The organism is Campylobacter sp. BCW_6871 (assembly GCF_001762325.1).
GTDB lineage: Bacteria > Campylobacterota > Campylobacteria > Campylobacterales > Campylobacteraceae > Campylobacter_D > Campylobacter_D jejuni.
Window position 1 is genome coordinate 1 of record NZ_MJWQ01000045.1, and the last position, 20,540, is coordinate 20,540.

At 30.5% G+C, this 20,540-nt stretch carries 21 protein-coding genes, 2 tRNA genes and 1 pseudogene; 16 read left to right on the forward strand and 8 right to left on the reverse strand.

The genetic code is table 11. The annotated features are described in order from the left end of the window. The coding region (locus AJ930_RS04610; protein WP_261659494.1) for an autotransporter outer membrane beta-barrel domain-containing protein at positions 1 to 2,166 on the forward strand (2,166 nt) is incomplete at its 5' end. A 236-nt stretch (positions 2,167 to 2,402) separates the two neighbouring features. On the opposite strand, the gene AJ930_RS04615 is transcribed toward AJ930_RS04610, so the two are convergent. Both AJ930_RS04615 and AJ930_RS04620 read right to left on the reverse strand, forming a co-directional pair. Further along, a tRNA-Met gene (locus AJ930_RS04615) sits at positions 2,403 to 2,478 on the reverse strand. A 33-nt stretch (positions 2,479 to 2,511) separates the two neighbouring features. Beyond that, a tRNA-Gln gene (locus AJ930_RS04620) sits at positions 2,512 to 2,586 on the reverse strand. A 93-nt stretch (positions 2,587 to 2,679) separates the two neighbouring features. Here AJ930_RS04620 and AJ930_RS04625 point away from each other — a divergent pair. From AJ930_RS04625 to lpxD, 5 genes are read left to right on the forward strand one after another with little or no spacing between them, the layout of a single operon-like run. Continuing rightward, the gene (locus AJ930_RS04625; RefSeq protein ID WP_070261641.1) at positions 2,680 to 3,699 is read left to right on the forward strand and encodes a bifunctional 3,4-dihydroxy-2-butanone 4-phosphate synthase/GTP cyclohydrolase II; all 1,020 of its coding nucleotides are present in this window, start codon (positions 2,680 to 2,682) and stop codon (positions 3,697 to 3,699) included. A gap of 11 nt (positions 3,700 to 3,710) precedes the next feature. Beyond that, the gene (locus AJ930_RS04630; protein WP_002852081.1) at positions 3,711 to 4,154 is read left to right on the forward strand and encodes a GatB/YqeY domain-containing protein; all 444 of its coding nucleotides are present in this window, start codon (positions 3,711 to 3,713) and stop codon (positions 4,152 to 4,154) included. 17 nt (positions 4,155 to 4,171) lie between these two features. Next, positions 4,172 to 5,872 (forward strand): acetolactate synthase large subunit, encoded by a 1,701-nt coding sequence (locus AJ930_RS04635; RefSeq protein ID WP_053872441.1) that lies wholly within the window; start codon positions 4,172 to 4,174, stop codon positions 5,870 to 5,872. Next, on the forward strand, positions 5,869 to 6,333 hold the full coding sequence (gene ilvN / locus AJ930_RS04640; protein WP_044779994.1) for an acetolactate synthase small subunit: 465 nt from the start codon (positions 5,869 to 5,871) through the stop codon (positions 6,331 to 6,333). The genes AJ930_RS04635 and ilvN overlap by 4 nt, the downstream gene beginning before the upstream one ends. Then, entirely contained in the window at positions 6,330 to 7,295 is a 966-nt protein-coding gene (gene lpxD / locus AJ930_RS04645) for a UDP-3-O-(3-hydroxymyristoyl)glucosamine N-acyltransferase (protein ID WP_002861284.1), read from the forward strand. Before ilvN ends, lpxD begins: the two co-directional genes overlap by 4 nt. Here the strand turns inward: lpxD and queA are convergent. The 4 genes and pseudogenes from queA to hemW form a co-directional block, all read right to left on the reverse strand. Then, complete coding sequence (gene queA, locus AJ930_RS04650; RefSeq protein WP_044794066.1) at positions 7,284 to 8,312, reverse strand: tRNA preQ1(34) S-adenosylmethionine ribosyltransferase-isomerase QueA; 1,029 nt, start codon at positions 8,310 to 8,312, stop codon at positions 7,284 to 7,286. The genes lpxD and queA overlap by 12 nt on opposite strands. Further along, entirely contained in the window at positions 8,305 to 9,042 is a 738-nt protein-coding gene (gene tatC, locus AJ930_RS04655) for a twin-arginine translocase subunit TatC (RefSeq protein WP_002856930.1), read from the reverse strand. Before tatC ends, queA begins: the two co-directional genes overlap by 8 nt. Then, positions 9,035 to 9,450 (reverse strand): annotated as a pseudogene (gene tatB / locus AJ930_RS04660) (Sec-independent protein translocase protein TatB). The gene tatC and the pseudogene tatB overlap by 8 nt, the downstream one beginning before the upstream one ends. A 58-nt stretch (positions 9,451 to 9,508) precedes the next feature. Then, positions 9,509 to 10,576 (reverse strand): radical SAM family heme chaperone HemW, encoded by a 1,068-nt coding sequence (hemW, locus tag AJ930_RS04665; RefSeq protein ID WP_044779996.1) that lies wholly within the window; start codon positions 10,574 to 10,576, stop codon positions 9,509 to 9,511. 101 nt (positions 10,577 to 10,677) lie between these two features. Between hemW and AJ930_RS04670 the strand changes: the two genes are divergently transcribed. From AJ930_RS04670 to cmoA, 10 genes are read left to right on the forward strand one after another with little or no spacing between them, the layout of a single operon-like run. Further along, positions 10,678 to 11,148: an RNA pyrophosphohydrolase gene (locus AJ930_RS04670; protein WP_044779342.1), complete on the forward strand. Its 471-nt coding sequence runs from the start codon at positions 10,678 to 10,680 to the stop codon at positions 11,146 to 11,148. A 1-nt stretch (position 11,149) separates the two neighbouring features. Beyond that, positions 11,150 to 12,352, forward strand: coding sequence for an aspartate kinase (locus AJ930_RS04675; RefSeq protein WP_044779997.1), 1,203 nt, complete (start codon positions 11,150 to 11,152; stop codon positions 12,350 to 12,352). After that, positions 12,353 to 12,889 (forward strand): HobA family DNA replication regulator, encoded by a 537-nt coding sequence (locus AJ930_RS04680; protein ID WP_002861289.1) that lies wholly within the window; start codon positions 12,353 to 12,355, stop codon positions 12,887 to 12,889. It abuts the gene before it with no gap. A 5-nt stretch (positions 12,890 to 12,894) separates the two neighbouring features. Continuing rightward, positions 12,895 to 13,494, forward strand: coding sequence for a DNA polymerase III subunit delta' (locus tag AJ930_RS04685; protein ID WP_002921223.1), 600 nt, complete (start codon positions 12,895 to 12,897; stop codon positions 13,492 to 13,494). Position 13,495: 1 nt separating this feature from the next. Next, positions 13,496 to 14,638 (forward strand): dihydropteroate synthase, encoded by a 1,143-nt coding sequence (gene folP, locus AJ930_RS04690; protein WP_070274909.1) that lies wholly within the window; start codon positions 13,496 to 13,498, stop codon positions 14,636 to 14,638. Next, positions 14,639 to 16,582, forward strand: coding sequence for an NAD-dependent DNA ligase LigA (ligA, locus tag AJ930_RS04695; RefSeq protein WP_070274910.1), 1,944 nt, complete (start codon positions 14,639 to 14,641; stop codon positions 16,580 to 16,582). Next, complete coding sequence (locus tag AJ930_RS04700) at positions 16,563 to 17,567, forward strand: hypothetical protein (RefSeq protein ID WP_083263158.1); 1,005 nt, start codon at positions 16,563 to 16,565, stop codon at positions 17,565 to 17,567. Before ligA ends, AJ930_RS04700 begins: the two co-directional genes overlap by 20 nt. Next, the gene (gene tlyA / locus AJ930_RS04705; RefSeq protein ID WP_053872450.1) at positions 17,564 to 18,325 is read left to right on the forward strand and encodes a 23S rRNA (cytidine-2'-O)-methyltransferase TlyA; all 762 of its coding nucleotides are present in this window, start codon (positions 17,564 to 17,566) and stop codon (positions 18,323 to 18,325) included. Before AJ930_RS04700 ends, tlyA begins: the two co-directional genes overlap by 4 nt. Next, positions 18,291 to 19,145 (forward strand): bifunctional riboflavin kinase/FAD synthetase, encoded by an 855-nt coding sequence (locus tag AJ930_RS04710; protein WP_053872449.1) that lies wholly within the window; start codon positions 18,291 to 18,293, stop codon positions 19,143 to 19,145. The genes tlyA and AJ930_RS04710 overlap by 35 nt, the downstream gene beginning before the upstream one ends. Next, positions 19,132 to 19,842 (forward strand): carboxy-S-adenosyl-L-methionine synthase CmoA, encoded by a 711-nt coding sequence (gene cmoA, locus AJ930_RS04715; protein WP_079728971.1) that lies wholly within the window; start codon positions 19,132 to 19,134, stop codon positions 19,840 to 19,842. The genes AJ930_RS04710 and cmoA overlap by 14 nt, the downstream gene beginning before the upstream one ends. Here the strand turns inward: cmoA and AJ930_RS04720 are convergent. Then, positions 19,832 to 20,053, reverse strand: coding sequence for an EexN family lipoprotein (locus AJ930_RS04720; protein WP_079005306.1), 222 nt, complete (start codon positions 20,051 to 20,053; stop codon positions 19,832 to 19,834). The genes cmoA and AJ930_RS04720 overlap by 11 nt on opposite strands. Then, positions 20,044 to 20,484 (reverse strand): EexN family lipoprotein, encoded by a 441-nt coding sequence (locus tag AJ930_RS04725; RefSeq protein WP_044780001.1) that lies wholly within the window; start codon positions 20,482 to 20,484, stop codon positions 20,044 to 20,046. The genes AJ930_RS04720 and AJ930_RS04725 overlap by 10 nt, the downstream gene beginning before the upstream one ends. Between the last annotated feature and the right edge of the window lie 56 nt (positions 20,485 to 20,540).

Consider the following 20,540-nt stretch of genomic DNA (forward strand, 5'->3'; position numbering starts at 1 on the left):
TCTACTATAACAAATTTTGATAACTCAGGTATTCTTTCAGGAAGAGTAGGTATAAATATATCAAGCACTACTATAGATAATTTTAAAAACACTGGTACTATAGAAGGAACATCTGGAGCCAAACAATTATCAGGAGCAATATTCATTCAAAGTTGGCTTCAAACAAGCTCCACTATTAAAAATTTTGAAAACACAGGCCTAATCAAAAATCAAAACGGCAATGCTATCTTCATAGGTGATGGCAACAAGATAGAAACCCTTAAAAATAGTGGAACTATAGAAGCAGGCAACAATGGTATAACTTTTTATGCATTTGATACAAATAAAAAGCCCGTTAATATTGGTAAAATCACTATAGAAAGTGGTGGTGTTATTAAAGCAGGCAATGATGCAATCCATATAGATGGAAGTAAAAATGGTATTGAGGGTGAAGGTATTGAAGTTAAAGAAGGGGGTAGATTAGAAGGTGGTAATGCAGGTATTTATATAGGCGGTGGTAAGCAAGTAAATACTAGCATCAATGTATCTGGAACTATCCAAGGTGGTAATGGGGGTATTATAAATACTGGAACCATTGGAAAAGAAGGACAAGAAAAACAAGAATACGGAATCACTATTGAAAATGAAGGTCTTATTGCTTCGGCAAAAGGAAGCGGTATTTTAAATACTGACAATGGAATTATTTATGGTAATATTTTCAATAAAAGTAATAATAATTTAAGTTTAAAAAATGATTCTGATGCGACTATTACAAGTGGTATTAAAAATGAAGGTAGTGGAACCATCTTTGTTAATAACCAAGGAACCATAGATAAAGATAATAGTGGTAATCATTTAGTTAACAGCGGATCTGGTAGCATAGTCATAGAAGATTGGCTTGTTACTACAGATAAAGATACGGGTAAATTAGACACTATAGTTGTAGGTGGAAGCAATACGGATAATGTAAAAGTAGATAATATAACCGTTGATCAAGGCAATGCTGATCTAGATGGAATAGGAGATATAAATGATATCATCTCAGGGGTAAAACCAGATAATATTGGCAATATAGGAACCAATGGTAGCGGGGAAATTGATTTAATCTATGATCCAATAACAGGAAAAGTTCATAAAAGGTTTGATCTTAGTGCTTCCATATCTGGAGCAACCTTTAGATCTTTAATCTCTACTACTTCAAGAAGATCTACCTTTATAGACAATGTTATGGGTAATTCTATGCAAAGCTTTGCTTTAGCTTCTTCAAGTAAGTCTCAAAGCATTGCTATGTCTGAAAAGGGTAATTTATATGCAGATGCAAGTGATTATATAAAGAGTGATTTAAATAATGGAAGCTATGGTTCTAATAAAGAACATTCTTTATTCATCCTTCCTTATGCTTCTTCACAGAATGTTGAACTTTCTTTAAATGAAGAAAGCAAAGGACACACTAAAGGAACCATTATAGGTTATTCTACTTTAAAAGACAGTGGAATATATGGCGTGTATGCAGGTTATGAAGATACAAGAATGGGTTCAACTTATTTTGATATTAATAATAGAACCTATTATGCAGGTTTAAAATACTTTAATACCTTATTTACTACAGAAAAAGGTCAAGAAGTTTATATCAAAGCTCAAGGTAAAGCTGCTTTGATTAAAAATGATTTAACTAAAAAAATAGGAAATAATGAAGCTAAAGCTGAACCTAATTCTTATGCTTATGGAGTCAATACAGCCTTAGGTATGAATTTTATTTCTAATAAAGATATATTCTCCCCTGAAATAGGTCTTGCTTATGAAGGAGGTTATACTGAAGCTTTTTCTATGAAAGACACTATAGGACAAGCATCAGTTCAAGGTGGAGAAAGAACCTATGCAAACTATTTAAATCTTTTCTCTACTAAAACAAGTCTTACTTGGTTTAGAGATTGGTTGCCTAATTTAAAAACTTCAGTAGAACTTGGAGCTAAGTTTAATATCAATCCTAAAGTAGAAGCTGAGGCTAGATTTGGAAATATAAAAGTAAGTGATGAGTTTGATTTACCAAGAATACAAAAATTTGTAAGCACTTCTTTTATCGTTCCTGTTAATGAAGCTTTCTATTTTAGTTTAAACTATAATGGAATGTTTGATAAAGATGGCAATACCCATACAGGATTTGCTCAGTTTAATTATCTTTGGTAATCTTATAAAAGATCATACCTTAGTTTAATTAGTTTTTACTCTCCTACTTGTTAAAAATTTCATCCTGATAATTTTAAAATTATTAGGATGGATGTTTTTAAGGTTGTTAAACTCTTTTTAGATTGCAATCATTCTTTTAAAGTATTTTAAAAACTCAGCTAAGATTAACAATAAATCATTTTAAATCATTTTAAGACGATTAAAAAGAAGTGAAGAGGATTGAAGATTAATACATTTGGTTGCGAAGGGGAGATTTGAACTCCCGACCTTCGGGTTATGAGCCCGACGAGCTAACCACTGCTCTACTTCGCGGCATATAAGATATTTGAAATATAAAATAAGAAGTGGATGGGGTAAAGGGATTCGAACCCCTGAATGACAGGACCAAAACCTGTTGCCTTACCGCTTGGCGATACCCCAATAAATATTTTTTTAAAAGTGTAATTATAGTGAATTTTAATTTATTTGTCAAGCAATTTAAGTTATAATTTTAAAAATTTTAAGGAAATAAAAATGAAATTTGTTAGCGTAGAACAAGCGATTAGGGATTTACAAGCAGGGAAAATGCTTGTAATGGTAGATGCAGAAGATAGAGAAAATGAAGGCGATTTAATCTTTCCTGCGCAATTTAGCACTCAAGAAAAAGTAAATTTCATGATAAAAGAAGCTCGTGGTGTGGTTTGCGTAGCTTTAGATGAAACTTTGGCAAAAAAATTTGAACTTCCTTTAATGGTGCCTAAAAATACTTCAAACCACGAAACCGCTTTTACCATAACCGTAGATGCAAAAGATGCTACAACGGGAGTTAGTGCTTATGAAAGAAATATGACTATACAAATTTTTGCTGATGATAATGCTAAAGCGAGTGATTTTGTAAGACCAGGACATATCAATCCTTTAATCGCAAAAAAAGGCGGAGTTTTAGAACGCACAGGTCATACAGAAGGTACGGTTGATCTTTGTAAATTAGCAGGATTAAAAGGTGCTTGTGTGATTTGTGAAATCGTAAAAGATGATGGAGATATGGCAAGAAGAGAAGATCTAGAATTTTTTTGCCAAAAGCATGATTTAAACATGATAGCCGTAAGTGATCTTATAGAGTATCGCCTAAAACATGAAAGCCTTATTAAGCTTGAAGAAAAAAGTCAAAGTGTTTTAGCAGGCTTTAAAGCAGAAAAATTTATCTTTAGCGATCATAATCAAACCCAACACATAGCTTTTTGCTTTAAAGATATCAAAAAATGTGAAAATGTTAAATTTCATATCAGTGGTAGTGATTTTGAGCTTTTAACTTCAGATAAATTTTCAAAACTTTTAGAGCAAATCAAATTTCTTAGTGAAAATGGTGGCGTTATAGTTTTCATGCAAGGAGAAAAATCCAGTACCACTCAATACAAAAACTATGGTATAGGAGCGCAGATTTTAAGATATTTTGGTATAGAAGAAATTAAACTTTTATCTCAAAGTTGTGATAAAGACTATATAGGCTTAGAAGGTTTTGGTTTAAATCTTAAAGCTTGTAATTTTAACTAAAAAGGAAAAAAATGACTTTAAAAGAACAAATTTTAAACGATATCAAAGAGGCAATGAAACAAAAAGATGATTTTAAAAGAGATAGTTTAAGAACTTTAAATGCAGCTTTTAAGCAAATAGAAGTGGATGAAAGAATAGAATTAGATAATGAAAGAATTTATAAAATTATTGCAAGTGAAATCAAAAAACGTAAAGACGCAATCGAACTTTATCTTAAGGCAAATCGTGAAGATTTAGCACAAAAAGAACAAAATGAAATAAGTCTTTTTGAAATTTATCTGCCTAAACAACTAAGTGATGAGGAGTTAACTTTAGCCTTAAAACAACTTATAGAAGAATTGGGCGTAAGTTCACTAAAAGAACAAGGTTTGGTGATGAAAGAAGCTAAAATAAAATTAGGTGCGAGTGTTGATGGTAAAAGACTTAATTTAGCACTTAAAGAGCTTTTACAATAATTTTTTGGAGTGTTATTATGAAAGAGTTAAGCGGTTCAGCAATGATTTGCGAGGCTTTAAAAGAAGAAAATGTTAAAATTGTTTTTGGCTATCCTGGAGGCGCTGCGCTTAATATTTATGATGAAATTTACAATCAAAAGTATTTTAAACATATTTTAGTGCGTCATGAACAAGCGGCTTTGCATGCTGCTGATGCTTACGCAAGAATGAGCGGAGAAGTTGGCGTGGCTATAGTTACAAGCGGACCAGGTTTTACAAATACTATTACAGGCCTAGCTACGGCTTATAGTGATTCTATCCCTTTAATATTGATTTCAGGGCAGGTGGCAAATTCTCTTATTGGCACAGATGCTTTTCAAGAAATTGATGCAGTAGGTATTTCAAGACCTTGTGTAAAGCATAATTATTTAGTTACTTGCATAGAAGAGTTTCCACGCATTTTAAAAGAGGCTTTTTATATAGCAAGAAGTGGTAGACCTGGGCCTGTGCATATAGATGTGCCAAAAGATGTAAGTGCAACTTTGGGACTTTGGGAATATCCTAAAGAAATTTCTATGAAAACTTATAAGCCTGTTTATAAGGGTAACTCAAAACAAATTAAAAAATTTGCAGAGCTTTTAAAAGAAGCAAAAAGACCTTTATTTTACTTGGGTGGAGGTTGTATCAGTTCTAATGCAAGTGAGCAAATCAGAGAGCTTGTAAAATTTACAAAAATTCCAGCAGTTGAAACCTTGATGGCGCTTGGAACTTTAAGAAGTGATGATGTTTTTAATCTCAAAATGGCAGGCATGCATGGAAGCTATGCTGCTAATATGGCTTTAAGTGAGTGTGATTTGCTTGTGAGTGTAGGAGCGAGATTTGATGATAGGATTACAGGAAAAACAAGTGAATTTGCCAAACATGCGACTATAGTTCATGTTGATATTGATCCTAGTTCTATTTCAAAGATTATCAATGCGCATTATCCTATAGTAGGAGATATTAAAGAAGTTCTTAAAGAGCTTTTAGAAGAGCTTAAAAAGGAAAATTTCAACACAACTTTTAAAGAATGGCACGAAACTTTAAAGCGTTATAATGAACTTTATCCGCTTTCTTATGAAGATAGCAATGAGATTTTAAAACCGCAATGGGTGATTGAAGAATGTGCGAAAATGGCTCCAGATGCAAGGATTATTACCGATGTGGGTCAGCATCAAATGTGGGTAGCACAGTTTTATCCTTTTAATTATCCAAGACAGCTTGCAACAAGTGGAGGGCAAGGAACTATGGGATATTCTTTACCTGCTGCTTTGGGTGCAAAGCTTGCTGTGGATGAAGAAGTAGTGATTAATTTCGTAGGTGATGGATCGGTTTTAATGAATATCCAAGAGCTTATGACTGCTCATGAGTATGGTATAAAAACTATAAATATTATTTTAAATAATGCCTTTTTAGGTATGGTAAGACAATGGCAAAGTATGTTTTATAAAGAGCATTTTTCACAAACAGATTTAAGCGCTCAGCCTGATTTTATCAAAATTGCTCAAGGCTTTGGTTGCGAAGGTTATGAAATTTCAAACAAAGAAGAATTCATTCAAGCTTTTAGCCAAGCTTTAAAAAGCGATAAAACTTCTCTTTTAAATGTAAAAATTGATCGCTTTGAAGATGTTTTACCTATGGTGCCTGCAGGAGGTGCGATTTATAATATGATTTTACCAAAGGCAAAGGATAGACAATGAGAAGGGTTTTATCGGTAGTTGTTTTAAATGAGCATGGGGTTTTATCTCGTATAGTAGGACTTTTTTCAGGAAGAGGTTATAATATTGACTCGCTTACAGTAGCACCTTTGGAAAATAAAGAATTTTCGCGTATTAATATAGTTACTTCAGGAAATGAAAGAACTTTTGAGCAGATAGTCAAACAACTTCATAAGCTTATTCCTACTTATAAAGTGATAGAAAGTGAAGAATTTATTGACAAAGAAATGGCTTTGGTGAAAATTCCTTTAAATGAAAATTTAGGTGGACTTGATGCCGTTTTGAAAGCTTATAATGGTACTATTGCAAATAGCAATGAGAATTTTTTGTTTTTAATGGTTGCTGATGATGCAAATCGCATTGATAATTTTTTAAAAACAATTAAAAAATACAATCCTAGTGATATAGTTCGCAGTGGATCTGTTTTGATGGAGATTAAATGAAATTAAGTGAAATAGCAGAATTTTTAAGCTTAGAGTATAAAGGTGAGGATATAGAAATCAGTGCTTTAAATTCTTTATTGAAAGCAAATTTTACAGAGCTTACTTATTGTGATGGTGAGAAAAATACTAAAGATATACCTCACACAGGAGCTGCTGCTATTTTAGTATCTAAAGAATATGAAAATTTAGTACCTAAGGACACTAAAGCTTTGATTACTCAAAATCCACATTTGAATTTTGCTTTTTTAAGCAAGCTTTTTGCTAAGCCTTTGATAAGCACAGCTAAAGAAAAAGTGCAAAATATCGCAAAAAGCGCAAGAATTATGCCTAATGTCTATATAGGTGATAATGTAAATATAGGTGATAATGTAATCATTATGGCAGGAGCTTATATAGGCGATAATGTCAGCATTGGTGATGAGAGTATTATCCATCCTAATGTAGTGATTTATAATGACACTAAAATAGGTAAAAAATGTCATTTGCTTGCCAATTGTGTAATAGGAAGCGATGGTTTTGGTTATGCGCACAATAAAAACGGCGAACATTATAAAATTTATCATAATGGCAATGTGATTTTAGAAGATTTTGTAGAAGTGGGGGCTTGTACAACTATAGATAGAGCAGTTTTTGATAGTACTATTATCAAAGCAGGCACTAAGGTAGATAATCTAGTTCAAATCGGACATAATTGCAATATAGGTCAAAATTGTATCATTGTAGCACAAACTGGAATTTCAGGTTCAAGTGAGTTAGGACGCAATGTTATTATGGGTGGTCAAAGTGCAACGAGTGGACATTTAAAAATAGGTGATTTTAGTACTATAGCTGCAAGAGGCGGTGTGAGTAAAAATTTAGAAGGCGGGCGCGTTTATGGTGGTTTTCCTATCATGCTTCAAAAAGATTGGCTAAAACTTCAAGCTAAAATAGCAATAAATTTTAAAGAAAAATCACAAGATTAGCATCGCATCGCCATAAGAGTAAAAGCGATATTTTTCTTTTATGGCAAGTTCATAAAGTTTTAAACACTGTTCTCTACCGATAAAAGCTGAAACTAGCATGATAAGAGTAGATTTTGGTAAATGAAAATTGGTCAAAAGATGATTTTGTCTTATAGGTGGATTTTGCGGGTGTAAAAAAAGATCACAAAAACCATTTTTTGTTTTAGTTCTTGCGTAATATTCTATAGTTCTTGTTACCGTTGTTCCTACGCCTAAAATAGCTTGTTTTGAATCTATAATTTCACATGCTTGCTGCGGAATATTAAAAAATTCGCTATGCATTTTATGCTTTTGTATATTTTCACATTCCACGCTTTTAAAGGTTCCAGCTCCTACATGTAAGGTTAAATGATAAATTTCGTGTTTTTTTCTTAAATTTTCAAGCATAGTCTCACTAAAATGTAAACTTGCAGTTGGAGCAGCTACCGCGCCTAAATTTTTTGCAAAGATACTTTGATAATCTTTCAAATCACTTTTTTCATCCTCCCTTTTAATATAAGGAGGCAAGGGTATATGTCCTATCTTATCAAGCAGGTTGTAAAGATTTGAGGTGTCTAAGGTTTTATCATTTTGAAAAAATTGAACTTTTCGAAGACCATCATCTAAAAGTTCTACAACGCGTGCTTTTAAATCCTCCCTAAAATATAAGATTTCATCTTTTTTAACACGCCCTTTAATTTGAGCTAGAAAAAGTGGATTGTGAGAATTTAAAAAAGGTTGATGCAAGAAAAGCTCTATTTTTCCTCCGCTTGCTTTATTGCCATAAATTCTTGCTTTAATAACTTTAGTATCATTGAAAAAAATCGCGCAGTTGGGTAAAAAGTCTTGTAAATTTTTAAAAGTAGTGTGAAAAATTTCTTTGTTTTTGCGATCAAAAACCAAAAGCCTAGCATTTTCTTTTGGATTTGCAGGATAGTTAGCTATGAGTTCATTAGCTAGAGTGTAATCATAGCTTGAAAGAAGTAAGTCTTTATTCATCGCTTTCTTTATCTTTTGGGGCAGGATTTACCTTTTGAACAATTAAAATAGAAAGTCCATAAAGTCCGCAAAGTGGTCCTGCCATTAAAAATTGAGATAAAACATCAGGTGGAGTCATAAAGGCTGAAAAAACAAAAATAACTAAAACAGCTATGCGAAAATGGCGTTTTAAAAAACTATCATCTATAAGCCCGATTTTAGCAAAGAAAAAGGCAATTACAGGCATTTCAAAAGCTAAACCAAAAGCCACAACAACTTTTGTAAAAAAATCTACATAAGTTCCTATGGTAATCACAGGATTAAAATCTTCATTTAAACCAAAATTAATCAAAAATTTAAAAGCCAAAGGCACTACAACAAAATAGCAAAAACAAGCCCCTAAGGCGAACATAATGCTTGCAAAGCTAACAAAAGGCACCACAAGGCGTTTTTCATTATCATAAAGTCCTGGAGCTACAAATTTCCAAAATTGCCAAAAAATTACAGGTAAAGAAAAGATAAAGGCTGCAAAAAAACTAACTTTCATTGCAGTAAATAAGGCTTCTTGTACTTCAATTACATTCACATGTTTGGCTACTTCGGGCAAAACAGCTATAAGTGGAGCTTTTAGAATATCTAAGATATAGCTTCGTAGAGCAAAACATACAATAAACATAACTACAATGCAAGCAACGCTTATAAAAAGGCGTTTTCTAAGTTCTATTAAATGAGGTCTTAATTCTTCAAACATTTATTTTTCCGTTTTATCTTGTGTTTCTAATTTGCTAAGATTTGGTTTTTCTTCTGTATTTAAATTTTGTCCGCTAAGGTTATTTTTTGTGTTATCATCTCTGCTATCAAAGGTTAAATCTACCTTTGTTTTATCTAAAATATCTCTTTTAAGGTCATCAAATTCTTCAAAACTGAGTTTTTTGCGTATGTTTTCATTAGTGCTTGAAAATTCATCTTTGTATTTCTTAGCTTCTTCTTTTAAGTCATTGATGCGTATTTCTTTTTCTATGCTTGATTTTGCATCATCTATGTTGCGTTTTACAGCTTTTAGAATTTTTGCTATTTGTACTATAGCTTCTGGAAGTTTATCAGGCCCTAAGACTAAAATCGCTACAACTAAAATAACTATAATTTCACCAAAACTCATTAATCGTTACTCTTTGATTTGATATTTTAAATAAATATTTTACTTAAAAAACTTAAATTTAAGATGAGAGATATAAAGCAAGCTCATCGCTAATGAGAAAATTAGGATTGAAATATCTTTTATTTTTGTAAAAAAGTTTTTTTTCTTTTAATAATATATTTATTTTGTCTTTTTGCCATTGATTGAGTTTTGTTTCATCAATCCCCACTATACTTCTAAGTCCTAAAAATAGGTGTTCTAAATTCAAGTCTTTAAAACTTAGCTGCTCTATAGATCTAAAAGTGGGATTTTCTATGTAATTTTTTAAATTTTTTGCTGTATAAAAACGCTTGTTTTCATAAAATCCTACCGCACTTAATCCACAAGCTAGGTAGTTTTTTCCTTGCCAATAAGCAAGATTATGTTTGCAAATTTGGGCTTTGGTTTTTGAAAAATTACTGATTTCATATTGAAAAAAGTCAAGTTCTAGGAGTTGTTTGATGAAAAATTTCATTAAATTAGGAGCATTTTTTTTGAAATGTTCTTTTTTGGCAAAGGCTGTGTTTGATTCTATGGTTAAATTATAAGCACTAAGGTGTGTGATTAAAGCCTTGATTTGTTTTAAGTGTAAGAGTTCAAATTCAAGCATTTTTTTATTGTCTAATTTTGTATCATAAATAAGATCTAAATTGATATTTTTAAAACCTACTTTATTTGCGTTTTCTAATGCTTTGATAATCATTTCTTGATTGTGAATTCTTCCAAGAAAGTGAAGTTTTTTAGGATGAAAACTTTGAGCTCCAAAAGAAATGCGATTAACTCCTAGATTTTTCATATTTTTAAGCCAATTTAATGTTGCTGAGTTGGGATTAGCTTCGCATGAAATTTCTACATTTTTATCTAGTAAAGGATATAAAATTTTAAAAATATCTTCATAATTATACGCATCAACACAACTTGGTGTTCCTCCGCCTATGAATAAGGTTTTAATTTGATTTGATTGAATGTTAAATTGTTTTAATTGAAAAATAATATCTTCTTTTAAAGCCTTAAAATAGGCTTTTTCATAATCATTTTTTTTCAAACTTGTAAAAGCACAATAATTACATTTGCTTTCACAAAATGGAATATGGATATAAAAATGCATAAAAACCCTAAAATATTTTATTAAATTTTTTTAATGTATTTTAATAAAAATTTGATTTGATTTAGGTTAAAATTATTTCCTTTAAATTAAGGAAAAATATTGTGGAAAACGAGAAAAATTATAGACCAAATGTTGCAGCTGTTATTTTGTCAAGTTCTTATCCTTTTGAGTGTAAGATTTTTATAGCTAGAAGAAGTGATATGGATAATATTTGGCAATTTCCACAAGGAGGTATTGATAAAGGTGAAAGTGTCAAAAACGCTTTATTTAGAGAGCTAAAAGAAGAAATAGGCACCGATGAGGTTGAAATCATTGCTGAGTATCCAGAATGGTTGAGTTATGATTTTCCAAGTAAAATTGTTAAAAAAATGTATCCTTATGATGGACAGATTCAAAAATATTTTTTAGTGCGTTTAAAGCACAGTGCTACAATCAATATCAATACCAAGTATCCTGAATTTGATGATTATCAATTTGTGAGTGTTAAACAAATTTTTGAAATGATTAATCATTTCAAAAAAAATATTTATGTTAAAGTGATCAAATATTTTGAAGAGAAAGGTTATATCTAAAATGCTTATAGTTCAAAAATATGGTGGAACAAGCGTTGGAACACTTGAGCGTATCGAAGCAGTAGCCAATAGGGTTATTCAGAGTGCGCAACAGGGTAATCAACTTGTTGTTGTAGTATCTGCAATGAGTGGGGTGACAAATACTCTTATCGAGCAAGCTGAATATTTTAGTAAAACTCCTAATGGTAAAGATATGGATATGCTTTTAAGTAGCGGAGAGCGTGTAACAAGCGCTTTAGTTTCTATTGCTTTAAATGAAAAGGGTTATCCTGCTATATCATTTTCTGGGAGAAAAGCAGGAATTATTACAGATAGTGTTTTTACAAAGGCAAGAATTCATCATATTGATACAAAAGCGATAAAATCAGAACTTCAAAATGGTAAAATAGTTGTTATAGCGGGTTTTCAAGGTGTAGATGAGGAAGGTAATGTAACTACTTTAGGGCGTGGCGGAAGCGATTTAAGTGCTGTGGCAGTAGCAGGTGCCTTAAATGCGGATTTGTGTGAAATTTATACCGATGTTGATGGGGTCTATACAACAGATCCAAGAATTGAACCAAAGGCAAAGAAATTGGATAAAATTTCTTATGAAGAAATGCTTGAACTTGCAAGTTTGGGTGCAAAAGTTTTGCAAAATCGTTCTGTAGAGCTTGCAAAAAAATTAAATGTTAACTTAGTAACCAGAAGTAGTTTTAACAATAACGAAGGAACAATGATAACAAAGGAAGATGGAATGGAACAAGCTTTAGTAAGTGGTATTGCTTTAGATAAAAATCAAGCAAGAGTGACTTTAAGAAATGTAGAAGATAAACCTGGAATCGCAGCTGAAATTTTTTCTGTTTTAGCAAATGAAAATATTAATGTAGATATGATTATACAAAATGTTGGAGTTGATGGTGCTACAAATTTAGGTTTTACAGTTCCTCAAAATGAACTTGAATTAGTCAAAAATGCTATGCAAAAAATTTTAAGTCCAAAAACAACCATAGAAAGCGATAGCGCTGTGGTAAAAGTTTCCATAGTGGGTGTAGGTATGAAGTCGCATTCAGGGGTGGCAAGCAAGGCTTTTAAAGCTTTAGCTGATGAGGGTATTAATATCGGTATGATTTCTACTAGTGAAATAAAAATTTCGATGATAGTTCATGAAAAATACGGAGAACTTGCAGTTAGAGCGCTACATGAGTGCTATGGGCTTGATAAATAAATGAGTGATTTTTTAAGTTTTACTCTTGAAAATATCCGCAATGGCGGAGCTTTTATGGCATGGTTGGAGTCGCGTCGTTTAGAATGGGCTCCTTTGATGGCTGCAAGACTTAAATATCTTTTAGAAGGACGCACTTTTGTCTTAATGTGCGATGAGCAAAGATCTTGGTATGAAGAGTATTTTTTAAAAAATATAAATTCAAAAGCCGCTCGTCCTATGCTTCCTTTTGTGTCGTTAAATTCTTTATGCAAGAAGAAAGTACAAAGTTCAGAAGATATAGCTTTACTTAATGACTTGCTTGACATTTCTTTTCCTAATGGTTATGTGTATTTTTATATAGGAAGTGCTTCTGATAATAAATCTTTAATCGCTAAATCAAGAGATGATAGTTTATTGTGGCTTTTTGATGAGCAGTTACAAGATAGTTTTTATTTAAATTCTAAAGATAAAGACTTGGATATCAAGCTTATTAGTTTATATCAACTTTTTGATGTAAGTTTGGATGCAATATTATTTTCCAAGGTGCAATTAGGATAAATATTTTGTTTATTAGTAAGATTATTATCAGTGAAGATTTTTTAGGTATTAAAGAAGAAATGATTAATAATTTTGGTATTAAAAAATTAAGATTTTTTATGCCACAAAATGAATTTTTACTTGATGATGCAAGAGCAGTTGAAAAAGAAAGCTATATTGCAGAAACCGAAGAAAAAATTATTGTTTTAATGGCGGATTCTTATAGGATAGAAGCACAAAATTTTTTACTTAAACTTCTTGAAGAACCTCCAAAAAATATTAAATTTCTTATTGTGGTACCTTCTAAAAATTTACTTTTACCTACTATAAAATCACGTCTTATTTGTGAAAAAAGAAAAGTTGAAAAGGAAGTTAAAAAACTTGATTTAGATCTTAAAAGAATGGATTTAAGAATGCTTTTTGATTTTTTGCAAAAAAATGAAAATTTGGATAAAAATGAACTTATGGATCAAATCGCATTGCTTGCTAAAGAATGTGTGAAATATAAAGATTTTAACGCTGAAGAATTAGAGTTTTTTTATGAAAGTTATGAGCTTGCAAAATTAAATTCTAAAAGCGGGGTACTTTTGGCTACTCTTTTATTAAATTACTATACAAAGAAATAAAATGAAATTTTTTAAAATCAATCCAAATACCGATTTTAATTTACTTTGTTCTTTCATAAACCCTCATAAAATGGGGCAAAAGATTATGAGTAAAAAAACAAAAATTCATTTTATTTTTATCAAAGATATTTCTACTCCTGCAGCAAATATTTTAAAACAAGATGCCTTAAGAGTAGGAGCTGAGCTCATCACCCATAAAGAAATAATTACCGCAAAAATCACTCATTCAAATGCACTTTTAATGGCAAGTAAAGAACAAATTCAAAAACTTATTGCTAAAGAAAAACTTCAAGATTTTGGACTTAAAAATTTGGCTCTTTTTTTGCAAAAAGATTTTTTAAAACCAAAAAAAGCTGAGCTTATGGCAGTGATTAATGTCAATGAAGACAGTTTTAATGCAAAAAGTCGTGTGAGTGAAGAAGACTTTGAAAAAAGGCTTAATGATTTTCTTGCTTTAAAGCCTGAGTATATCGATATAGGTGCGGTTAGTTCGAGACCTGGGAGTGAGTATTGTGGCAAGGAAGAGGAATTTAAAAGACTAAAAAAAATACTTGACTTAATTTATGAGAAAAATTATCATGAAAAAGCGATTTTTAGTTTAGATAGTTTTGATGAATATTGCCTAGAATATGCTTTAAATAAGGGTTTTAAACTTATAAATGATATTACAAGTTTAAGAAATCTTAATCTGGCTAAACTTGCAAGTAAATATGAGGCAAAATATTGCTTAATGCACATGCAAAACAATCCGAATAACATGCAAGATAATCCTTTTTATGAAGATTTGCTCGATGAGATGACTTTGTTTTTTAAAGAAAAACTTGAACTTTTAGAAAGTTTTGGAGTAAAAGAAAGTATTTTAGATGTAGGTATTGGTTTTGGAAAGAGTGCGGAGCATAATATGATTTTAATCAAACACTTAGAGCATTTTTTGCAATTTAATAAACCTTTACTTATAGGTGCGAGTCGCAAAAGTGTGATTAATGCGTATTTTCAAAGCGAGATTAAAGATCGTTTAGCAGGAACTTTGTATTTGCATTTAAAGGCTTTTGAAAATGGTGCTAGTATTATAAGAGTGCATGATTTATACGAGCACAAACAACTTTTTGCTTTAGCACAAGCAATGGACAATATAGGAGTTTAGATGAAAAAAGAAGAGTATTTAGAAAAAGTTGCTTTAGCAAATTTGTGGATGAGGGCATATTATGAAAAAGATGAACCCTTGGCTAGCGATGAAGAATACGATGCTTTAATCAGAGAATTAAGAGTTTTTGAAGAACAAAACAAAGATGAAATTTCAAAAGACTCTCCAACGCAAAAAATAGCTCCTACTATACAAAGCGAGTTTAAAAAAATAGCTCATTTAAAGCGTATGTGGTCGATGGAAGATGTGTTTGATGAGAGTGAGCTTAGGGCTTGGGCAAAACGCACAAAATGTGAAAAAAACTTTTTTATAGAGCCTAAATTTGACGGAGCGAGTTTAAATTTACTTTATGAAAATGGTAAATTAGTAAGCGGTGCCACTAGGGGTGATGGCGAAGTGGGCGAGGATATAACGCTTAATGTTTTTGAGATAGAAAATATACCTAAAAATATAGCCTATAAAGAAAGGATAGAAATTCGTGGAGAAGTGGTGATTTTAAAAGATGATTTTGAGAAAATCAATGAAAAAAGAGCCCTTTTAAATCAAAGCTTATTTGCCAATCCACGCAATGCTGCAAGTGGGAGTTTAAGGCAGCTTGATACAAGCATCACTAAAGAAAGAAATTTGAAATTTTATCCTTGGGGAGTAGGGGAAAATACCTTAAATTTCACCAAGCATAGCGAGGTGATGCAATTTATCAGAGGGCTTGGTTTTTTAAAGGATGATTTTATTAAGCTTTGTGCTAATTTAGATGAGGTTTTAAAAGCTTATGATGAGCTTTTAGCTCTAAGAGAAAAAAAGCCTATGATGATGGACGGTATGGTGGTAAGAATTGATGATCTTGCACTTTGTGAAGAATTAGGCTATACGGTAAAATTTCCAAAATTTATGGCAGCTTTTAAATTTCCTGCACTTGAAAAAACCACGCGTTTAATAGGCGTAAATTTACAAGTAGGAAGAAGTGGGGTGATCACTCCTGTGGCGGTTTTAGAGCCTGTAAATTTAGATGGGGTTGTAGTAAAATCAGCCACCCTTCATAATTTTGATGAGATTGCAAGACTTGATGTTAAAATCAATGATTTTGTAAGCGTGATAAGAAGTGGCGATGTTATCCCTAAAATCACTAAGGTTTTTAAAGAGCGTAGAGAAGGTTTAGAGATGGAAATTTCACGCCCTAAGCTTTGTCCTACTTGCCAAAATGAGCTTTTGGATGAAGGAACTTTAATAAAATGTCAAAATATAGATTGTGAGGATAGACTTGTAAATTCTATCATTCATTTTGTTTCTAAAAAATGTCTTAATATCGACGGACTTGGAGAAAATATAGTAGAACTTTTATACAAGCACAAAAAAATCACTACACTTGAGAGTATTTTTCATTTAAAATTTAGTGATTTTGAAGGTTTGGAAGGCTTTAAGGAAAAGAAAATTAACAATCTTTTAAACGCCATAGAACAAGCAAGAAAATGTGAGCTTTTTCGTTTTATCACTGCTTTAGGAATAGAGCATATTGGCGAGGTTGCGGCTAAAAAATTAAGTTTAAGTTTTGGTAAAGAGTGGCACAAGCAAAGCTTTGAAACTTATGCCAATTTAGAAGGTTTTGGAGAGCAAATGACTTTAAGTCTTTGCGAATTTACGCGTGTTAATCGTACAAGAATTGATGAGTTTTACAAGCTTTTAAATTTGAAAATAGAAAAACTTGAAATTAAAAGTGATAGTGTGATTTTTGGTAAAACTTTTGTGATTACAGGCACTCTTTCACGTCCAAGAGATGAGTTTAAGGCTTTGATAGAAAAACTTGGGGGTAAGGTAAGTGGTTCGGTTTCTAAAAAGACTGACTATGTGCTTTTTGGAGAAGAGGCAGGTTCTAAGCTTAGCAAGGCTAAAGAGCTTGAAGTAAAATGTATAGATGAAAGTGCTTTTAATGAGCTTGTTAAAGAATAGTTCTTATATTTTAACGCTTTTAAGCCTTTTTGGCTTTTTGCTAACTTGGCAAAGGAGTGCTTTTTCTTTATTTTTTTTAATTCCTATTTTTTTAACACTTTTTTGGGAATTCTTTTTATTTTTAAAGCTTAGAAAAAATATTATAAAAGAAGCTACTTTGATTAAGGGAAGTTTGTTTTATCGTATTAGTATGGGGGATTTTTATCTTTATATTTTTAGTTTTTTCTTGGCGATTTTTGGACTTGTTTCTTTATTTTTAAATTTTTTAAATCTTGAAAAAATTGATTTTGTTTTTATATTTATAATTTTGCCTTTATTGATGATATTTTTAAAAAAAGAATTGCATTTGCAATTTGTAAATAATGCTTATAATGATTTTAGAATAGTTGTTATCGCTAGTTTTTTTACCGCTTTATTTTATGCATTTTATGGGCTTTTTTTTACTTGCAATGAGCTTTTAAATTTAGAACTTTTTTCTAGGAAAATCATCACTTATAAGAGTGCTTCTTTTGTTTATTTTGATTTTTTATCTGAATTTTTGTATTTTGTTTCAAATTTAAAACTTTTTATTTTTTCTCATTTTGGATATTTGAGCTTTAGAGCTTTAAATTTTATTTTTGATTTTTTTAATTTTTTTATGTTTTGCTCTCTTTTGGCTTTTGTTTTTAATTTTGTTTTGAAAATAAACATAAAAATAATTGTTTTATTTTTATGTTTTATCATGGTTTTAGGAAGTTATTTTTTAAAAGAGCAAAGAAATAATGCCTTAAAATCTGAACAAGAACAAATACTTTTATGGATGAATAATTTTAATTTTTTAAAAGATTATAATTTAAGTTTAATTCAAAAAGAAAAAGATCTTTTTGAAAAAGATCTTAAAGATCTTAGAGAAATTTTTAAAAAAAATGCTTTTGAAATAGGCATTTGGTGGTTTTCTAAAGAAAAAGAAGATTTAGAAAAAAGAATAAATGAGAGTTTAAAATGAGATTTGATTTTTTTGTTTCAAAGCGTTTAAATATCAGTAGAAATAAAGCCTTAGAGCTTATAGAAAATGAAGAGGTTTTACTTAATGGTAAAAGTTTTAAAGCTTCTTTTGATGTGAAAAATTTTTTAGAAAATTTAAAAAAAACGCAAGATTTAAATCCTGAAGATATACTTTTAGCCAATGAGTTAAAATTGGATCTTTTAAGTGAAATTTATGTTTCAAGAGCGGCTTTAAAATTAAAAAATTTCTTAGAAGAAAATGATATTGAAATAAAACAAAAAAATTGCCTTGATATAGGATCTAGCACGGGTGGTTTTGTGCAAATTTTACTTGAAAATCAGGCTTTAAAAATCACTGCTCTTGATGTAGGTAGCAATCAACTCCATTCAAATTTAAGAACAAATGAAAAAGTTATCTTGCATGAAAATACAGATCTTAGAGCCTTTAAAAGTGAAGGAAAATTTGAGTTTATTACTTGTGATGTGAGTTTTATTTCTCTTATTAATTTACTTTATTATATCGATAATTTAGCTTTAAAGGAAATTATTTTACTTTTTAAACCTCAGTTTGAAGTGGGAAAAAATATCAAAAGAGATAAAAAAGGTGTTTTAAAAGATGACAAGGCAATCTTAAAGGCAAGAATGGATTTTGAAAAAGCATGTGCTAAGTTAGGTTGGCTTTTAAAAAATACGCAAAAATCAAGCATTAAAGGAAAGGAAGGTAATGTTGAATATTTTTACTACTATATCAAAAATTAATATTACTTCTTTAGCTATAGGTTGTTTTGATGGTATACATTTAGGGCATCTAAAACTTGTAAAATGTTTAGATGAGAATGGGACTTTGTTAGTTATTAATAAATTTAAAGGTCAATTTCTTTGTTCAAATCGTCAAAAAGAAGAAATTTCAGGAAAAAAAGTTATAGAAGTGGATTTTGAAAGTATAAAATCTTTAGATGGTAAAGATTTTTTAAGCTTTTTGAAAAAAGAATTTATCAATTTGAAATTTATAGTAGTGGGATATGATTTTTCTTTCGGGAAAAATAGGGCTTATAGTGCTAAAGATATTGAGTCTTTAAGTGGGATAAAAACTATAATAGTTGATGAATTTAGTATAGGTGGAATAGGTGTTCATGCAAGTTTAATTAAGGATTTTTTATCAAAAGCAAATTTACAAAAAGCAAAAGAATTTTTAGGAAGAGATTATAGTATCAAAGGAAAGTTGATTAAAGGACAAGGTTTGGGTTCTAAAGAACTTTTTGCGACTATAAATTTAGATTGCGAAGGCTATTTTTTGCCTCAAAATGGTGTTTATGCTACTTTGTTAAAAAGCCAAAAAAATATTTATAAAAGTGTGAGTTTTTTAGGTGTAAGATCAAGCGATGAAAATTTTGCCATAGAAAGTCATATTTTAGAGGAATTGGGTGAAAATTTCACACAAGGGGAGTTTTTCGAACTTGAGTTTATATCTTTTCTAAGAGAGAATCAGAAATTTCAAGATCTAAAAAAACTTAAAAATCAAATTGCCAAAGACATAGAACAAGCTAGAGAATTATTAAGGAAAAATGATGAAAGATGAACTTTTTAAACAAAGCCCTAAAAAACAATTTGAATTTGATAAAAGCGTGGCTAGTGTTTTTGATGATATGATTAATCGTTCTGTACCATTTTATAGGGAAAATTTAAAACTTTGTGCTAATTTATTGGCTAAAATTTTACTTGCAAATGCAAGTATTTGTGATTTGGGCTGTTCAAGTGCTAATTTTTTGATTTTGTTGGCAAATCTAAGAAAGGATTTTAAACTTTTTGGCGTGGATAATTCTGCTTCTATGCTTGAAGTTGCAAAGTCAAAAACTAAAGCTTATGGACTTGATATAAGTTTTTTTGAAGCTAATTTATGCGAATTTGATTTTTTTACTTGCGATGTTTTTGTGGCAAATTATACCATGCAGTTTATTCGTCCTCCTAAAAGACAGGAATTGCTTGATAAAATTTATAAAAATTTAAATCCTAAAGGCATTTTGATTATGAGTGAAAAAATCCTTTATGAAGATGCTTTTTTGTCTAAAAATATCATAGAACTTTATGCAGACTACAAAGAAAAACAAGGTTATTCTAAATTTGAAATCGCAGCTAAAAGAGAGGCTTTAGAAAATGTTTTAATTCCTTATAGTCAAAAAGAAAATTTAAATATGCTAGAAAAGGCAGGTTTTAAAAAAATAGAAAGTATTTTTAAATGGGCAAATTTTGAAACTTTCATAGCTTTTAAGGATTAGAAATATTTTCATCTTCCCATTCATCTTTTGGAAAACCTACCTTATATGCATTAACACAATCTTGACTGATGATAGCTTTGTGCCTGCATTCTAAACTTCTTTTTTTTGCTTCTTCAGGGTGATTTTGATAATATTCTACACTTTTGGTTTGTTCGCATGCTGCAAAAAATATACCAATAAGGCTTAAAAAAAGAGTTATTTTCATGGTAATTTTTCCTGTGTTATATTAATATCATCACTAAAGATAGAACTTTGATTGTTTTCTGTTGTTTTGGAAGGATAAATTTCAGAAGGTGTTTCTGCTATAGGTGGTATTATAATACTTTCATTATTTTCTGAACTTTGGTTAATATCTTTTGTGATTTTTTCTTTTTTTAAATCATTTTGTTTTAAAGCTTCTAATATCTGATTATCAGATTTTTTTGGTGTGTTTGGACTGTATTTACTCTCTTCATTTGTTGGCTTAATACCAATTTCTAATGCATTAATACAATCTTCGCTAAGAGTTCCGCTTTCTTTGCATTCTTTTGCTTTTTCTTTTGCTTCGCTAGGATGATTTTTGTAGTAATTTTCTGTTTTGCTATCGCAAGCTGTTATATTAATAATTATTAAAATTGTAAGTAAAATACTTAGTCTTTGCATTTATCAATCTCCTAAAAATTTTTAGCATCTTAGCAAACTTGTATAAAGCAACGATA

Bases quoted from the DNA above. Each gene is read 5' to 3' on its own strand.
- AJ930_RS04625 (WP_070261641.1), top strand. From the start codon at position 2,680: ATGAAATTTGTTAGCGTAGAACAAGCGATTAGGGATTTACAAGCAGGG.
- AJ930_RS04630 (WP_002852081.1), top strand. From the start codon at position 3,711: ATGACTTTAAAAGAACAAATTTTAAACGATATCAAAGAGGCAATGAAA.
- AJ930_RS04635 (WP_053872441.1), top strand. From the start codon at position 4,172: ATGAAAGAGTTAAGCGGTTCAGCAATGATTTGCGAGGCTTTAAAAGAA.
- ilvN (WP_044779994.1), top strand. From the start codon at position 5,869: ATGAGAAGGGTTTTATCGGTAGTTGTTTTAAATGAGCATGGGGTTTTA.
- lpxD (WP_002861284.1), top strand. From the start codon at position 6,330: ATGAAATTAAGTGAAATAGCAGAATTTTTAAGCTTAGAGTATAAAGGT.
- queA (WP_044794066.1), bottom strand. From the start codon at position 8,312: ATGAATAAAGACTTACTTCTTTCAAGCTATGATTACACTCTAGCTAAT.
- tatC (WP_002856930.1), bottom strand. From the start codon at position 9,042: ATGTTTGAAGAATTAAGACCTCATTTAATAGAACTTAGAAAACGCCTT.
- hemW (WP_044779996.1), bottom strand. From the start codon at position 10,576: ATGCATTTTTATATCCATATTCCATTTTGTGAAAGCAAATGTAATTAT.
- AJ930_RS04675 (WP_044779997.1), top strand. From the start codon at position 11,150: ATGCTTATAGTTCAAAAATATGGTGGAACAAGCGTTGGAACACTTGAG.
- AJ930_RS04680 (WP_002861289.1), top strand. From the start codon at position 12,353: ATGAGTGATTTTTTAAGTTTTACTCTTGAAAATATCCGCAATGGCGGA.
- folP (WP_070274909.1), top strand. From the start codon at position 13,496: ATGAAATTTTTTAAAATCAATCCAAATACCGATTTTAATTTACTTTGT.
- ligA (WP_070274910.1), top strand. From the start codon at position 14,639: ATGAAAAAAGAAGAGTATTTAGAAAAAGTTGCTTTAGCAAATTTGTGG.
- AJ930_RS04700 (WP_083263158.1), top strand. From the start codon at position 16,563: ATGAGCTTGTTAAAGAATAGTTCTTATATTTTAACGCTTTTAAGCCTT.
- tlyA (WP_053872450.1), top strand. From the start codon at position 17,564: ATGAGATTTGATTTTTTTGTTTCAAAGCGTTTAAATATCAGTAGAAAT.
- AJ930_RS04710 (WP_053872449.1), top strand. From the start codon at position 18,291: ATGTTGAATATTTTTACTACTATATCAAAAATTAATATTACTTCTTTA.
- cmoA (WP_079728971.1), top strand. From the start codon at position 19,132: ATGATGAAAGATGAACTTTTTAAACAAAGCCCTAAAAAACAATTTGAA.
- AJ930_RS04725 (WP_044780001.1), bottom strand. From the start codon at position 20,484: ATGCAAAGACTAAGTATTTTACTTACAATTTTAATAATTATTAATATA.